Raw genomic sequence first — 15,691 nt, 5'->3', positions numbered from 1 at the left:
GTTTACCACTTAAAAATTCGCTTTCAGTAAAAAACTTGCTATTCATTCGGCGGCCGCGTCGAAGATCTTGCCCTTGCCGCCGTCATGCGCCTTCTGCTTGGCGCTGTTGAAGACCTTCTCGAATACGCGTGGCACCGCGAGGATGAAGTGCGGGCGGTAGCTGCCGAACTGTTCGACCAGAGTGGACCAGTCGGAGCTGAATGCGACGATCACCTTGGCGTCGAACGCGGCCAGCGTGACGGCGCGCGCGAAGACGTGCGCCAGCGGCAGGAACATCAGCGTCTTCTTGCCTTCGGCGACGTACTTGCTCAGGGCGAGCCGGTCGGACTTCGACTCCGCGTAGAGGTTCGAGTGCGAGAGCATGACGCCCTTGGGGCGGCCGGTGGTGCCCGAGGTGTAGATCAGGGTGGCCGGGGATTTGGCATTGACCTCGGCCCGGCGCGCGTGCACGACCGCGTCGTCGAGGTCCGCGCCGCGCGCGATCAGCTCATCGACCGCGCCCTTATCGATCTGCAGCGTCTCCTGCAGATCCGGCAGCGCGCCCGCCTCGATCTCGTCGATGACCCTGCGGTGCTTATCGCTGTCGACCACCAGCAGTTTGGTGGCGGAGTCCTGCAGGATCCACTTGGCCTGTTCGGCGGCCGAGCTGTCGTAGATCGCGACGGTGCAGCCACCGGCGGCCCAGACGGCGAAGTCGAGCAGCACCCATTCGTAGCGGGTCGGGGCCATGATGGCGACGCGGTCGCCGAGTTCGAGACCCGAGGCGATGAGGCCCTTGGCTACCCCGGTGACCGCCTTCGCGAATTCCGCCGCCTTGATATCCCGCCAACCGCCATCGCCGGTGACGTTGAACAGCACCGCGCCGGGCGACTGCTCGGCGTGCCGGAAGACGTTATCGGAATTATTCGCGTCTTCCGGGATGGTGTAGGAAGCCGGGACTTCGAACTCTCGCATCAGTGCCCTTCCACGTGGGTTTACTCGTCAGTAATTTACGACACCTGTGACCGGGACGTCACTCCGGCCACCGAAACACCGGTCCGGTTCGGCATCGGCGGGCCGGTCGAGGTCCGGTCGGACGCGGTGGGACGGAGTCGCTCTTGCGTTTCGTGCGTTTGAACGAGCGCAGGTGAGACACTGTCTATCCTAGGTCGCGCAGGGCAACCGGCTGGATGGCTTCCCGCAGGAAGTCGGCCAATTCGGTCAGTGCCGCCGCGGCCGGTCCAACGAGCGCGGCCTGCAGCTGCGCGACGTGCCATAGCCCCTGGCTCTCGATGAACCGGGTGGGCACGCCCGCCACCCGCAGCGCCGCAACGAATTCGACACATTGGGCATGCAGCATTTCGCTGATATCGACCTGCACGTACGTCGGCGGCAATCCGGCCAGCACACCGTGCAGCGGCGCGTAGCCGGTGTCCTTGCCGTCGCCGTCGCCGAGATAGGCGGCGGCACAGGCGCGCGACCACGGCCGGTTGATGACCAGATCGCGCGACTGCTCGGGGACCTGATTCGGGTCGACCCACGGCGCGATCAAGCCGAGCGCGGCCGGGGTGTACCCGTGCCCGGCGATCAGCCGCTGTGCGGTGGCCAGCGATAGTCCGCCGCCCGCCGAATCCCCTGATAGCGCGATCTGTTCGGGTCGGTAGCCGATATTGCCGACCAGCTCCAGGAAGGCCGCTTCGGCGTCGTCGAGTCCGGCCGGGAACGGGTGCTCCGGTGCCAGCCGGTAGTCGAGAACATAGACGGCGCAACCGGTTTCGTGAGCCAGCCGGGCGGCGAGCGAGCGGTGCGTCGCAAGCGATCCGATCGCGTAGCCGCCGCCGTGCAGGTAGAGCACGGCACCCCTGGTGCGGCTCGGCAGCTGCGGACCCGCGGTGATCCGTTCCGCGGGCCTGCCGCCGAGCCGGAGCCGGTGCACGGTCGTATCGGAGGGAAGGAACTGCGCGCGCGAACCGATATCGAGCAGCAGGCGCTGCAGCTGCCAGGGCAGCCGCGCGTTCAGCGTGATACGGAAGATCGGACTCAGCAGCGTCCGCGCGATGGGCAGCGGAATATTGATGTCACGCATGGGTTTTCCTCGATTCCCGGCGTCCGCTTCCGGACCCCGGGGCAGCAGAGCTCAGGGCAGGATGCGACGGTTCACGACGGCGGCGATGCGCTGATAGCCGGAGGCGGTGACCCGGACGAACAGGTCCAGCACCTTGGCCTCCCAGCCGATCAGCACTCGGCCGTGACCCTTGCCGACGCCCTCGGTGATGGTCTGGGCGGCCATCTCCGGCGTGTGAATGGCCAGCTTCTTGTCGAACATCGATGCCGCGCTGGCACCGTCGACGCCATCGGCGTAGGTGGCATTGCGGGCAACGGCGGTCTTGATACCGCCGGGATGCACACAGGTCACCTTGACCGGATGCTTGCCGACCAGCATCTCCTGGCGCAGCGATTCGGTGAAGCCGCGCACCGCGAACTTGGCTGCGTTGTAGGCACTCTGGCCCGGTACGGCGATGAGGCCGAACAGGCTGGACACATTGACGACGTGGCCATCGCCGGATTCGATCAGCAGCGGCAGGAACGCCTTGGTGCCATTGACGACGCCCCAGAAGTCGACGTCCATGATGCGCTCGATGTCCTTGAACTCCGAGCGGATGACCTCACCGTGGTAGGCGATGCCCGCATTGTTGTAGATCTGGTGCACCGTGCCGAAGTGCGCCTTGACGGCGTCGGCGTAGAGCAGCACCGCTTCGCGCTCGACCACATTCAGCCGATCGGACTTGATCTCGGCCCCGTATACCTCGCAGCGGCGCACGGTCTCGGCCAGGCCGTCGGTGTCGATATCGGAGAGCGCGAGTTTGGCGCCGCGCCTGGCCAGGTTCTCGGCGAGGGCGCGGCCGATGCCGGAGCCCGCTCCCGTGATCACACAGACCTTGCCCCTGAAGTAAGCATCATTGCGCCCGCCCGTCGCCCGACCGCCGCCCCCCATGGAATCGCTTCGCGACGCTGTATTCACTGTGCTGCCACCACCTCGAGGTCGTTGCTGGATGTTTCGACGGTCGCGGTCTCGTAGGCGGAGACGTCGAAACTCTTTGTGAGCCTACGGAATTCGAACGTGAAGTCCGGCCACAGCGTGGTGTTGTTGCCGTGCTTGTCCAGGTACCAGCTGGCGCAGCCGCCGGTGCTCCATACGCTCTTCACCAGTTTGCGCTGTAACTCCTTGTTGTAGGAGTCCTGCACCTCGCGCTTCACCTCGACAGTACGCAGGCCGAGGCGATCAAAGGTGGACAATGCGTCGGCGATGTAGTTGATCTGTGATTCGATCATGTACACCATCGAGGTGTGGCCGAGGCCGACATTCGGGCCGAGTAGGAAGAACATATTCGGGAAGTTGGCGACCGTCGAGCCCTTGTAGCCCTGCTGGCCGATCTCGTCGAACACCTCGGCCAGGGTGCGGCCGTCCTTGCCCGAAATGGTGTTGTAGGTCGGTGAATCGGTGACGTAGAAGCCGGTCGCCACGATCAGGGCGTCGATCTCGCGCTCGGTGCCGTCCTTGGTGACGATGGAGTTCGCGCGCACCTCGGCGATGCCGTCGGTGATCAGATCCACATTCGGGCGGCTCAGCGCCGGGTAGTAGTCGTTGGAGATCAGCATGCGCTTGCAGCCGATGCGGAAGTTCGGGGTGACCTTCTCGCGCAGCTGCGGATCGCGGATCTCCAGCTGGAGCTTGGTCTTGGCGAGCAGTTCGAAGGCCTGCATCAGCGCGGGGACCTTGGCGAGGCCGACGACCTGGGTCTCGCGCGCGGCGTAGATGGCGGCGCGGGATAGGCGCTGGAAGCCGGGAATGTGCCGGAATGCAAGGCGCTCTGGCAGCGTGTAGGGGCGGTCGAAACGGGGGAGCAGCCAGGGGGCGGTGCGCTGGTAGACGTCCAGGTGGGTGACATCCGGCGCGATGGACGGCACGATCTGGATGGCGGAGGCGCCGGTGCCGATGATGGCGACGCGCTTGCCCTTCAGGTCGGCGGCGTGGTTCCAGCGGGCCGAGTGGAAGATCTCGCCCTCGAAACCGTTGATGCCCTTGATATCCGGCAGTGCCGGTTCGCAGAGCGCGCCGACCGCGGAGACCACGGTATTCGCGGTGAAGCTGCCCTGAGTGGATTCGATATGCCACAGGTTGGTGGCATTGTTCCAGCGTGCGCCGGTGACGTCGCAGTTGAACAGGTGCTTGTCGAGCACGTTGTACTCGCGCGCGACGCCCTGGATGTACCGCTGGATCTCGCCCTGCTTGGAGAACGAGCGCGACCAGTTCGGATTCAGTGCGAATGAGTACGAGTACAGATGCGAAGGCACATCGCAGGCGGCACCGGGATAGGTGTTGTCGCGCCAGGTGCCGCCGACATCGCTGCCGCGTTCCAGCACGAGATAGTCGTTGCGGCCCTGCTGGCTCAGCCGGATCGCCAGGCCCAGACCGGCGAAACCGCTGCCGATGATGATGGTCTTGACGTGGCGGGCTGGCCGGTCGTCGACAGCTTTGTCTGTAACCTTGCGACTCATATAAGGCAGCGTACGGTCTTATTGAGCACGAGTCAACAGTATTGACCATCGTTCAGTAAGATGTTCGTGTGAGTCGCAAAGGTGCCGGTGAAGTGGTGAAGCGAACCCGCCTCAGCCCGGAAGAACGTCGCACGCAGCTGATCACCTTGGGTGCCGAGATGCTTGGTGACCGCGCCATCGAGGACATCTCGATCACCGAAATCGCCGAAGCGGCCGGGATCTCCCGCGGCCTGCTCTTCCACTACTTCCCGACCAAACAGGACTTCCAGCTGGCGATTGTCCGCCACGCCAATGCCGAGCTACTGGAGCGCATCGCACCCGACCGCTCACTCGGGGTGTTCGAGATGCTGCGCGATTCGATCGAGCGCTACATCGAATACGTCGGCGAGAACCGCAATTCGTATGTATCGCTACTGCGCGGCCCGACCAGTGTGAGCGCCGAGGTGCTCCCGCTCGTCGACCAGACTCGCAATGTCATCATCGACATCATCCTGACCGAAGTGCCCGTCGATATTCCGGACACCGACCGCCCCCGCCTCATCCTCGCCGTGCGCGGCTGGATCGCCTTCGTCGAGGAGACCACTCTCATCTGGCTCCGCCACGAAATGATCACCCGCGAACAGTTGGTCGACCTGCTGGTCGAATCCCTACTCGCACTGGCACTTTCGCTCAATCCCGCACTGGCTGCCGCGCTGCGTGGGTGATCTGCGGTTTCGAGTACTTCTGGAAGATCGCGTAAAAAAGTGTCGCGGACCGGCCATTGTGCCGAATCGAAGGACTGGGCTTGGAGTCCGAGTCAGCGGCAGGGGCGCGGGCGGACCGTACCCTCGAGCGCATCGCCGTCTCGATTCCGGCGCGCATTCGAGTACGACGCCATGTCGATGCGGCGGGGCTAGGGCTAGTTCGAGGTCAGGCGACTTTCCAGGTTCGGTCCCCGAGAGTGACAACGACTTCGATTGTCCCGCCGAGTGCTGTGACATAGGCCTTGACGGTGTCGATTCCGGCGATCTCGCCGCGTTCGATCTTCGAGATCCTGGCCTGCGATACGCCGAGTGCTTCGGCCAGATTTACTTGTGTGAGACCCGCCGCCTTACGCATCTCGGCCAGCTGATGCCCCCGCACATACGCCTCGCGTCGCTCGCGCGCCGCAGCCGCGCCCGCTTTCCGCTCGGCATCGGTGCGTGGGTCGACTGCCCTCGCCTTCGCCCTGACGTCTTTCCACTTCACATATTCGGTACTCATCGTTGTTGCTCCTCTAGCGCTTCGAGGTGCTCCATGAAACGCCTGTCGGCCAATGGGATCGCATCGCGATACCACTTCTGCCAGTTACCCGACTTGTCTCCCGCGACGAGGACGATTGCCTCTCTGGCTGGGTCGAATGCGAAGAGCATTCGGATCTCGGTAGTCCCAGTCGAGGGAGGTCTCAACTCTTTCATGTTGTGATAGCTGCTGCCCTTGATCCGGTCGACCAACGGCCGCCCAGCGCAGGGGCCTTCTTCGGCAAGTTGATCGAGTGCATCCTCGATCAGATCGCCTGTTTCGGGATCACTCACGCAGATCGCCAAGTACCACGATTCCACCTCCGGATGAAGACTGATCTCCCAGCTCACCGACACGAGTATAACTTAATTGTCATACTCGCAATCGGTGTACCCGACGTGACCGTGCATCGTCACAGTGAACTCGTAGGCGGGCGGCGGCGTTGATGGGGATACCCTGACGTATGGGTCTGTCGCGGCGGAAGTTGTTGCGGTTCGGTGCCGCTGGGTCGGTTGCGGTGTTGGTGGGGGCGTCTGCGGCGAGTAGTGCGCGGTTTCGGGCGCCGCGGTGGTTGGGGGATCCGTTTACGTTGGGGGTGGCTTCGGGGGATCCGGTGCCGGATGGGGTGGTGTTGTGGACGCGGCTGGCGCCGGATCCGTTCGCACCGGATGGGCTCGGCGGGATGGCGCAGCATCCGGTGAGCGTGGACTGGGAAGTCGCGCACGATGAGCAGTTTCGGCAGGTGGTGGCGCGGGGGACGGCCGTCGCGACCCGTGAACTCGCGCATTCCGTGCACCCCGAAGTAGGCGGGTTGGAGCCGAATCGCTGGTACTTCTACCGATTTCGCGCGGGCTCGGCGATCTCACCGATCGGCCGGACCCGCACCGCCCCCGCGCTGGGGCAGCCAACGGCGCGCATGCGTTTCGCTTTCGCCTCCTGTCAATCGTGGAGTTCCGGCTACTACACCGCGTATCAGCACATGAGTACCGAAGATCTCGATCTGGTTGTGCACCTTGGTGATTACATCTACGAACGAGGCTGGACGCGCGGTCGCGTCGGCATGTCGGTGGAGCCGCAATTCCAAGCCGAAGCCGTCGATCTGCCCGGCTACCGACTGCGCTATGCCCAGGCCAAGGCCGAGCGCCCGTTGCGCGCCGCCCATGCCGCCTTCCCCTGGCTCGTCACCTTCGACGATCACGAGGTCGACAACAACTGGGCGGGAGATTCACCCGGTATCGGATTCGATATCTACCGCATTCCCAAGCTCTTTCGCGGCCGCCGTGCCGCTGCCTTCCAGGCAATGTACGAACATCAGCCCTTGCGCATCGCGGCCCTGCCCTCCGGCTCGACCATACACATCCACCGCCGCTACAGCTTCGGCGACCTCGCCGAAATCACCATGCTGGACACCCGCCAGTACCGCACGGCGCAGGCTTGTGGCGACGGCGGTCTGGTCTCGGACTGCCCCGACCGCTTCGCCTCGGACCGCACGATTCTCGGTGCGCAGCAACGTGATTGGCTGATCGATGGCTTCAGTAAGTCCACCACCCGCTGGCAGATCCTGGGCAACCAGGTCTCCATGGGCCAATCCGACTATGACCTCGGCCCCGGCGTCGCGACCGGCACCGACTCCTGGGACGGCTACGTATCCGACCGCAACACCATCCTCGGCGCCGCCGCCGACCGCGGCGTGCACAATCTGGTGGTCATCACCGGCGACCGCCACCAGAACCACGCCGCCAACCTCCGCGCGGACTACTCGAACCCCGAATCCCCGGTCGTGGCCTCCGAATTCATCGGCACCTCCATCACTACCGGTGGCAACGGAAAGAATATGACCCCGACCGGCCGCACTCTCCTGGCCGCCAATCCCGACCTGAAGTTCTTCAACTCCCAACGTGGCTACTCCCGGGTCTCGCTGGACCACGGATTGTGGCGCAACGACTTCCGAGTAGTCCCTTACGTCAACCGTCCCGGCGCGCCTATACACACTCGCGCCGCGTTTGTCGTCGAGAACCGGGTTCCCGATGTCACGGAGGTGTCGGGCTCCGACAGCTTGGCCGGGCAACATTCCGGAGCTGGAACCGCGGGCCCGCCGCCGCGCTGAGACTCCTCGGCGTTCATGACCAGGAAGTAGGTCAACGCCTGGCGGCGGCGCGTGGCGGATTGGCCAGATTCAGGGCGGAGTTGAGGCGATACGCACCGCCGAGCCCGTGGAACACGGCCATGAGCAGCGCCCCGGCAACGGCGCCGCCGATACCGGCAAGGGCGTGGGCGGGCAGATCGGCCCAGTAACCGATCAGCACCGCGAGGGCGAGACCCAAGGTGCCGGCCACGGCATTGCGCAGCGAATCGTTACCCCACACATTCGGAAATTGTTCGCCGACCATGCCTTTGACGAAATGCGGGACGGCATTGGCGCCCATCACACCGGCGAGCGCGGACAGCAGGACTGTGTGCCACATATCGGCCACCTATTTTCAGTCAACAATCGTTGACTGAATGCTAGCGGCTCATCCGTGTTCAGTCAACGATCGTAGACTGAATGCATGAGTTCCCATCCCACCCGCCGCGCCGACCAGCGCGACCGCACCCAGGCCCGGATCTTGGATGCGGCGCGGCAGCTGTTCGCGGAGGTCGGCTATGACCGGGCCACCATCCGCGCGATCGCGGCGGCGGCCGACACCGACCCGGGCCTGGTGATGCGCTACTTCGGATCCAAGGACAACTTGTTCGCCCAGGTCGCACATCTCGAACCGGATGAACTGATCACCGGGACGCCGCCGGAGGCGGCCGAACAACTACTGGCCGCACTCGAACAGAAACTCGGCGAGCAGCCCACCGACGCACTGACCGCGATCCGCTCCATGCTCACCCACCCCGATGCCGCCGCCGAGGTCCGATCCGCCATGGTCGCCCGCCAACAACAGGCCGCCCAACACCTCGCCCCCGACGACGCAACCCTCCGCGCCGGCCTCATCGGAGCCCTCACCATCGGCACCGTCATCGGCCGACACCTACTCCAACTCGACGCCCTGTCCGACGCCCCACCAGCCCACATCACCGCCCTCCTCCGCCGCGCCATCCACGCCATCGCCCGCGACCCCCCAGAACCCACCCACTAACCGCGCCAGCGGTCAGAGGGGTGCGCGGCTACCCAGATACAAAGAACGCCGGGCCGAATCGCTCTGCGGAAGAGCGGATTCGGCCCGGCGTTGGGGTGCGGCGACTACGCGGTCGGCTCGAAGGCCTCGGCGACGATTTCCGCCTGCTCCACGGCGTGCACCTTCGACGAACCCGAGGAGGGAGCCGACATGGCGCGGCGGGAAATGCGGCGCAACTTCGTGAAGCGCTCCGGAAGGAGTTCCGGGAGGTTCAGGCCGAAGAAGGGCCAGGCGCCCTGGTTGGCCGGTTCCTCTTGGACCCAGGCGATATCGGTCGCGTTGGGGTAGCCCGCAAGTGCCTCGTTGAGGCGGAACTTGGGCAGCGGGTAGAGCTGCTCGATGCGGACGATGGCGACGTCTTCGCGCTTCTGCTTGGCCTTTTCGGCGACCAGCTCGTAGTAGAGCTTGCCGCTGGTGAGCAGGACGCGCTTGACCTTATTGCGGTCGCCGATGCCCTGTTCGTAGGTGGGCTCGTCGAAGACCGAGCGGAACTTCGATTCGGTGAAGTCCTTCAGGTCCGAGACCACGGCCTTATTGCGCAGCATCGACTTCGGGGTGAAGACGATCAGCGGACGGCGGATGCCGTCGAGCGCGTGGCGGCGCAGCAGGTGGAAGTAGTTCGCCGGGGTGGACGGCACGGCGACCGTCATCGAGCCCTCGGCGCACAGCTGCAGGAAGCGCTCGATGCGACCGGAGGTGTGGTCCGGGCCCTGTCCCTCGTGTCCGTGCGGCAGCAGCAGCACGACCTCCGACAGCTGACCCCACTTGGCCTCACCGGAGGAGATGAACTCGTCGATGATGGACTGCGCACCGTTGACGAAGTCACCGAACTGCGCCTCCCACAACACAAGTGCGTCCGGGTTGCCCAGCGAGTAGCCGTATTCGAAGCCGACGGCGGCATATTCGCTCAGCGCCGAGTCGTGCACCGCGAACCAACCCGGAGTGGTGCTACCGATGTTGTGCAGCGGGGTGTACTCCTCGGCCGTCTTGCGGTCGATGATCACCGAATGCCGCTGGGTGAACGTGCCACGACGCGAGTCCTGGCCCGTCAGGCGCACCGCACGACCCTCGTCTATCAGCGTGCCGAAGGCGAGCAGTTCGGCGAAGGCCCAGTCGACCTTGCCCTCGTAGGCCATTTCGCGGCGCTTCTCCAGCACCGGCTTGACGCGCGGGTGCACGTTGAAGCCGTCCGGCACATTGAGGAATGCATCGCCGATGCGCTGCAGCACCGTCTTGTCGACGGCGGTCAGGATCGTGGTCGGCACCTGCTGGTCGTCCTCGACCGATTCGCTCGGCTCCGGGACGTACTTCTCCAGCTCGCGAACCTCGTTGAAGACCCGCTCCAGCTGACCCTGGTAGTCACGCAGCGCGTCCTCGGCCTCTTTGAGCGAGATATCGCCACGGCCGATCAGGCTCTCGGTGTATGCCTTGCGCACCGAGCGCTTGGTGTCGATGACGTCATACATTTCCGGCTGGGTCATCGACGGGTCGTCGCCCTCGTTGTGGCCGCGACGCCGGTAGCAGACCATGTCGATCACGACGTCCTTGCGGAACTTCTGGCGGAAGTCCACCGCCAGACGCGCGACCCAGTCGCAGGCCTCCGGATCGTCACCGTTCACGTGGAAGACCGGCGCGCCGATGAACTTCGCGATATCGGTGGAGTATTCGGTGGAGCGGCTGTTCTCCGGTGCGGTGGTGAAGCCGATCTGGTTGTTCACCACGATGTGGATGGTGCCGCCGACCCGGTAACCACGCAGCCCCGACAGGTTCAGCGTCTCCGCGACCACACCCTGACCCGCGAACGCGGCGTCACCGTGCAGCATCAGCGGCATGACGGAGAAGCCCTCCGGCCCGTCGCCCTTGTCCAGCAGGTCCTGCTTGGCGCGCACCAGACCCTCGAGCACCGGGTCGACCGCCTCCAGATGCGAGGGGTTGGCGGTGAGCGAGACCTCGATCTCGTTGTCGCCGAACATCTGCAGGTAGGTGCCGCGCGCGCCGAGGTGGTACTTCACATCGCCGGAGCCGTGGGTGGCGGCCGGGTTCATATTGCCCTCGAACTCGGTGAAGATCTTCGAGTACGGCTTGCCGACGATATTGGCGAGCACATTGAGGCGACCGCGGTGCGGCATACCGATGACGACCTCGTCGAGCGAATGCTCGGCGCACTGGTCGATGGTGGCATCCATCATCGGGATGACGGCCTCGGCGCCCTCGAGCGAGAAGCGCTTCTGCCCGACGTACTTGGTTTGCAGGAAGGTTTCGAAGGCCTCCGCCGCATTCAACCGGTTCAGGATGTACTTCTGCTGTGCGACAGTCGGCTTGACGTGCTTCTGCTCGACCCGCTCCTGAATCCACTGCAGCTGCTCGGTTTCCAGGATGTGGGTGTACTCCACACCGACGTGGCGGCAGTAGGCATCGCGCAGCACCGAGAGCACATCGCGCAGCTTCATCCGCTCCTGGCCGTGGAAGCCCGCGACATCGAAGGTGCGGTCCAGGTCCCAGAGGGTGAGGCCGTGCTGGGTGACATCGAGGTCCGGATGGCTGCGGAACTTGTCCTTGACCAGCCGCAGCGGATCGGTGTCGGCCATCAGGTGGCCGCGGTTGCGGTAGGCCGCGATCATCTCGAGCACACGGGTGCTCTTGTCGACGCCGCGTTCCTTGACGTCCTTGCGCCAGCGCACCGGCTCGTAGGGCACGCCAAGGCCGTGGAAGATCTCGTCGTAGAACTCGTCGCTGATCAGCAGGTTGTGGATGGTCCGCAGGAAGTCGCCGGATTCCGCGCCCTGGATGATGCGGTGGTCGTAGGTCGAGGTCAGGGTCATCAGCTTGCCGACGCCGAGTTCATTGATGCGCTCGTCGCTCATGCCCTGGAATTCGGCGGGGTACTCCATCGCGCCGGCGCCGACGATCGCGCCCTGGCCCAGCATCAGCCGCGGCACCGAGTGCACAGTACCGATGGTGCCCGGGTTGGTCAGCGAGATGGTGACGCCGGTGAAGTCATCGATGCCGAGCTTGCCGTCGCGGGCGCGCCGCACAACGTCCTCGTAGGCGGTGTGGAACTGCCCGAAGGTCATGGTCTCGCAGCCCTTGATGGCCGCGACGGCCAGCGAGCGGTTGCCGTCCTTGCCCTGCAGGTCGATGGCCAGACCGAGGTTGGTGTGCGCGGGGGTGATCGCGTTGGGCTTGCCGTCGATCTCGGCGAAGTGCCGGTTCAGATTCGGGAAAGACTTGACCGCCTGCACGATCGCGTAGCCGAGCAGGTGGGTGAAGGAGATCTTGCCGCCGCGGGTGCGGGCGAGGTGGTTGTTGATGACCAGGCGGTTGTCGATCATCAGCTTCGCCGGAATGGCGCGCACGCTGGTCGCGGTCGGGATGGCCAGCGACGCGGACATGTTCTTGACCACGGCGGCGGCCGGGCCGCGCAGGACCTTCGCCTCGTCGGTCGCGGTGTCGGCGGGCTTCGGTGCGCCGGAGGTGGGCGTGGCATTCGAGGTCGGCGCGGGAGTCGTCTGCCGCGCGCGGGTGGTGACCGGCGCGGGTGCGGGAGGCTTGGGGGCCGCCGGGGCAGGTGCCGCCGAGGCAGGTGCCGCGGGGGCCGCGTTCACCGGCGCGGGGGCCGGGGCCGGGGTGGCCACCTGCGCGGGCGCGGCCGCGGGCGCGGCGGCCTGACTGTTACCAGAATCACCCGCGACTTCGGGCGTGTAATCGGCGAGGAACTCGTGCCAACTCGCGTCTACTGAAGATGGATCCTGTTTGTACTTCTGATACATCTCATCGACTAGCCACTGGTTCTGTCCGAACTGGGAAGTTGAGCTGCTCACAGCAGGTGTTCGCCTCATTTCGTTCTTCGCGCTGCGACGTTTGTGACGTGCCCGGCACGGGGATCAGCGGATGCGCGCCGATGCGCCCTCTCTGAGGATAGGCCCAGCAGCAAATCAGCGGACCGACTGACCACCGGACAAACCCGCTCCCAAAGATGACGACCCGTCCTTGCTCGAGAATATTCCCCCCGCTTCGCTGGCCGCCGCCCAGAGCTGGGCATAGGGCCCATCGGCCGCCAGCAGCACCTCGTGCGGTCCGATTTCGGCGATTCGTCCGTGTTCGACCACGGCGATCCGATCGGCGCGCGCGGCGGTGCCGAGCCGGTGCGCGACGACGACGGTGGTGCGGTCCCGGGTCAGCGATCGGCTCGCTACCAGGACCGATGCCTCGGTCTCCGGGTCGAGGGTCGCGGTGGCCTCATCGAGCAGCAGCAGATCAGGGCGCACGAGTTCGGCACGGGCCAGTGCGATCAGTTGGCGTTGGCCCGCCGAGAGGCCGCGGCCGCGCTCGCCGACCGGGTGGTGCATGCCCTGCCGCAGCGCGGCGATCATGTCGGCCGCACCGACCGCGGTGGCGGCGGCCGCGATCTCCGCTTCGGTCGCGGATGGTTTCCCGAAGGCAATGTTGCTGGCGACATCGCCGGTGAACAGGTGAGCTTCCTGGGGGACTATGCCGAGCCGGGAGCGGTAGTCGGCCAGGCGGTAGTGCCGGATATCGATGCCGTCGACGTGGATGGTGCCGGTTGGCTCGGCGTCGTCGGGTAGGTCGTAGAGCCGGGCCAGCAGTTTGACGATGGTCGACTTGCCCGCACCGGTCGGGCCGACCAGCGCCAGCGTCGATCCCGGCGGGATGCGCAGGGATACCCCGTCGAGTGCGGGTTTTTCGGTGCCCGGGTAGTGGAAGTGGATGTCGTCGAGGACGACCTCGCCGCACAGGCGGTGGTCGATCGCGACCGCGTCCGGTGGATCGGCGGCGATCGAGGACGGGGTGCGCAGCAGATCGCCGATGCGCCGCAGGCCGACGCGCGCCTGCTGATAGCCGTCGAATACCTGGGACAACTGCAGGATCGGGCCGAAGAGCAACTGCAGATACAGCACGAAGGCGATGAGGGTGCCCGCGGTGGTCGCGTCCTCGGCAACCTCGCGGGCGCCGAAGTACACGACCGCGGCCAACGCCAGATCGGCCCATGCAATGACGAAGGCGAAGTACATCGCGATGGCCCGCTGGGCGCGCATCCGGCTGGTGCGGTAGCGATCGGAGTATTCGGCGAAGCGGCGGGCGGCGACCGGCTCGTGTCGGTTGGCCTGGACGGCGCGCAGGCCGGAGACATTCTCCTGGAAGTCGGCGTTGACGGTCGAGACGTGTTCGCGCGAGACGGTGTACGCGGTGGTGGAGACCCGGCGGAAGAGCATCGTCGCCACCAGCAGCGGCGGCAGCGCGATCAGCACCACCGTGGCCAGCGAGGCATCGATGACCAGCAGTGCCACCGCGATCCCGACCAGGGTGAGCAGGCCGATCAGCGTGGTCGCCACGCCGGTCTGCAGGAAGGTCGACAGCGCGTCCACATCGGTGGTCATCCGGGTCATGATGCGACCGGACAGCTCGCGTTCGTAGTAGTCCAGACCCAGCCGCTGCAGATGCGCGTAGCTGCGCACACGCAGGCCGTAGAGCACGCGTTCGCCGGTGCGCGCGGTGAGTACGGTGGTCGCCGCGCCGACCGCGAGGCCGAGGACCACCAGTACCGCCCCGAGCGCTCCGGCGCGGGCGAGGGCGACCGAATCATGGCCGCTCACACCGGTATCGATGGCGTAGCGCACGATCGGCGGGAAGGCGACGCCGATCAGTGTGTCGAGTGCGAGCAGGGTGATGACGCTCAGCACCAGCCAGCGCACCGGCCGCAGCAGCCGAGCGAGCCGGAACTCGGGATCGGGTCGGCGCAGTTGCTCATCGTCGAGCCCGGGTTGTTCGGTGGCGGGTGGTAGACGCTCGATGGTGCGGCGCAATTCGGGAGTTTCGCTGAGATCGGCTGCCGCGCCCGAGAATCCGCCCGGTCCGCTGGTGGCCGTCGTGGCGCGGCCGAGACCGGCCGGCGCGACCGGGGCGGCTGCGTCGGTTGCGTATGTAGCCGGGCCGGGGAGCCGGATCACCCGATCCGCATGGGCGAGTGTGGACTCCCGATGTGCCAGGATCAGCGTCGTGCGGCTGCCCGCATCGGGCAGCCTGTCGAAGATGGCCGCCTCGGTGACCGCGTCGACCGCGGAGGTCGCGTCATCGAGCACCAGAATTCGTGGCCGCGCCAATAGCGCTCGGGCCAGCGCGATCCGCTGCCGCTGCCCGCCGGACAGGGTCAACCCGCGCTCGCCGACCACGGTGTCATAGCCGTCGGGCAGTTCGGTGATGAACTCGTCGGCTGCGGCGAGCTTTGCGGCATGCCGGATTTCGGCGTCGGTGGCTGCGGGGCGGCCGACGACGATATTGGCAGCGATGGTGTCGCTGAACAGGAACGGGTCGTCGAAGACCACGCCGATCGCCGCGCGCAGATCGACCGCGCGCAGGTCGGCGATATCCACGCCCTTGGCGTCTCGCGGATCGGCCGTTGGATTGGCGGTTTTCGAGCGGGCGGCCCCCGCACTCGAACTGGCGAATTCGCCCGCAGCGGTAATGGATTCGGTTCCGAACAGCCGAATGGTCCCGGAGTCAGGGGCGTAGAAGCGGGGGAGCAGCAATGACAGCGTTGACTTTCCGGAGCCCGCGGGACCGATGATGGCCACGGTTTCGCCGGGGTGCACGGTGAGGTCGAGGTCGCGCAGGATCGGCTGGGTGGCACCTTTATCATATGGATTATTTTCGTTCATCCTGGTCAATTTGAAGATGCACTCGTTGCCATGATCTCTGTATTAGTGATT

Annotated in this window: 10 protein-coding genes and 2 pseudogenes; 3 read left to right on the top strand and 9 right to left on the bottom strand. The window is 65.6% G+C overall.

Translation table 11 applies throughout. From position 1 onward, the window contains the following. Positions 1-48 precede the first annotated feature (48 nt). The 4 genes and pseudogenes from ABZW16_RS38945 to ABZW16_RS38930 all read right to left on the bottom strand — a co-directional run. A pseudogene (locus ABZW16_RS38945) lies at positions 49-954 on the bottom strand (AMP-binding protein); the annotation flags it as partial. Positions 955-1,138: 184 nt separating this feature from the next. Then, a complete protein-coding gene (locus ABZW16_RS38940; protein WP_354961157.1) occupies positions 1,139-2,065 on the bottom strand; it encodes an alpha/beta hydrolase in 927 nt (308 codons plus the stop codon). Positions 2,066-2,116: 51 nt separating this feature from the next. Next, positions 2,117-2,974 carry an SDR family NAD(P)-dependent oxidoreductase gene (locus ABZW16_RS38935; RefSeq protein ID WP_354961158.1) on the bottom strand — a complete coding sequence of 286 codons (858 nt, stop codon included), beginning with the start codon at positions 2,972-2,974 and terminating at the stop codon, positions 2,117-2,119. Between the two features lie 23 nt (positions 2,975-2,997). After that, positions 2,998-4,539, bottom strand: coding sequence for an NAD(P)/FAD-dependent oxidoreductase (locus ABZW16_RS38930; RefSeq protein WP_354961156.1), 1,542 nt, complete (start codon positions 4,537-4,539; stop codon positions 2,998-3,000). Between the two features lie 68 nt (positions 4,540-4,607). On the opposite strand from ABZW16_RS38930, the gene ABZW16_RS38925 reads away from it, so the two are divergent. Beyond that, the gene (locus tag ABZW16_RS38925) at positions 4,608-5,243 is read left to right on the top strand and encodes a TetR/AcrR family transcriptional regulator (RefSeq protein ID WP_354961155.1); all 636 of its coding nucleotides are present in this window, start codon (positions 4,608-4,610) and stop codon (positions 5,241-5,243) included. Between the two features lie 205 nt (positions 5,244-5,448). On the opposite strand, the gene ABZW16_RS38920 is transcribed toward ABZW16_RS38925, so the two are convergent. Next, a complete protein-coding gene (locus ABZW16_RS38920) occupies positions 5,449-5,781 on the bottom strand; it encodes a helix-turn-helix transcriptional regulator (RefSeq protein ID WP_354961154.1) in 333 nt (110 codons plus the stop codon). Beyond that, positions 5,778-6,149 carry a type II toxin-antitoxin system RelE/ParE family toxin gene (locus tag ABZW16_RS38915; protein WP_354961153.1) on the bottom strand — a complete coding sequence of 124 codons (372 nt, stop codon included), beginning with the start codon at positions 6,147-6,149 and terminating at the stop codon, positions 5,778-5,780. Before ABZW16_RS38915 ends, ABZW16_RS38920 begins: the two co-directional genes overlap by 4 nt. A gap of 113 nt (positions 6,150-6,262) precedes the next feature. On the opposite strand from ABZW16_RS38915, the gene ABZW16_RS38910 reads away from it, so the two are divergent. Then, positions 6,263-7,906, top strand: a complete 1,644-nt coding sequence (locus ABZW16_RS38910) for an alkaline phosphatase D family protein (protein WP_354961152.1) — start codon at positions 6,263-6,265, stop codon at positions 7,904-7,906. A 31-nt stretch (positions 7,907-7,937) separates the two neighbouring features. Here ABZW16_RS38910 and ABZW16_RS38905 read toward each other — a convergent pair whose 3' ends face one another. After that, complete coding sequence (locus tag ABZW16_RS38905) at positions 7,938-8,264, bottom strand: hypothetical protein (RefSeq protein WP_354961151.1); 327 nt, start codon at positions 8,262-8,264, stop codon at positions 7,938-7,940. Positions 8,265-8,348: 84 nt separating this feature from the next. Between ABZW16_RS38905 and ABZW16_RS38900 the strand changes: the two genes are divergently transcribed. Further along, entirely contained in the window at positions 8,349-8,924 is a 576-nt protein-coding gene (locus ABZW16_RS38900) for a TetR family transcriptional regulator (RefSeq protein WP_354961150.1), read from the top strand. A gap of 104 nt (positions 8,925-9,028) precedes the next feature. Here ABZW16_RS38900 and ABZW16_RS38895 read toward each other — a convergent pair whose 3' ends face one another. Both ABZW16_RS38895 and ABZW16_RS38890 read right to left on the bottom strand, forming a co-directional pair. After that, positions 9,029-12,802, bottom strand: a complete 3,774-nt coding sequence (locus ABZW16_RS38895; RefSeq protein WP_354961149.1) for a multifunctional oxoglutarate decarboxylase/oxoglutarate dehydrogenase thiamine pyrophosphate-binding subunit/dihydrolipoyllysine-residue succinyltransferase subunit — start codon at positions 12,800-12,802, stop codon at positions 9,029-9,031. Positions 12,803-12,898: 96 nt separating this feature from the next. Further along, positions 12,899-15,604: pseudogene (locus tag ABZW16_RS38890) on the bottom strand (ATP-binding cassette domain-containing protein); the annotation flags it as partial. Between the last annotated feature and the right edge of the window lie 87 nt (positions 15,605-15,691).

The organism is Nocardia sp. NPDC004604 (assembly GCF_040609795.1).
Classification (GTDB): domain Bacteria; phylum Actinomycetota; class Actinomycetes; order Mycobacteriales; family Mycobacteriaceae; genus Nocardia.
Note: the sequence above shows the minus strand (reverse complement) of the source record. Positions and strands in the feature narration are given on the sequence as shown.

Bases quoted from the DNA above. Each gene is read 5' to 3' on its own strand.
- ABZW16_RS38920 (WP_354961154.1), bottom strand. From the start codon at position 5,781: ATGAGTACCGAATATGTGAAGTGGAAAGACGTCAGGGCGAAGGCGAGG.
- ABZW16_RS38895 (WP_354961149.1), bottom strand. From the start codon at position 12,802: ATGAGGCGAACACCTGCTGTGAGCAGCTCAACTTCCCAGTTCGGACAG.
- ABZW16_RS38910 (WP_354961152.1), top strand. From the start codon at position 6,263: ATGGGTCTGTCGCGGCGGAAGTTGTTGCGGTTCGGTGCCGCTGGGTCG.
- ABZW16_RS38900 (WP_354961150.1), top strand. From the start codon at position 8,349: ATGAGTTCCCATCCCACCCGCCGCGCCGACCAGCGCGACCGCACCCAG.
- ABZW16_RS38930 (WP_354961156.1), bottom strand. From the start codon at position 4,539: ATGAGTCGCAAGGTTACAGACAAAGCTGTCGACGACCGGCCAGCCCGC.
- ABZW16_RS38940 (WP_354961157.1), bottom strand. From the start codon at position 2,065: ATGCGTGACATCAATATTCCGCTGCCCATCGCGCGGACGCTGCTGAGT.
- ABZW16_RS38905 (WP_354961151.1), bottom strand. From the start codon at position 8,264: ATGTGGCACACAGTCCTGCTGTCCGCGCTCGCCGGTGTGATGGGCGCC.
- ABZW16_RS38935 (WP_354961158.1), bottom strand. From the start codon at position 2,974: ATGGGGGGCGGCGGTCGGGCGACGGGCGGGCGCAATGATGCTTACTTC.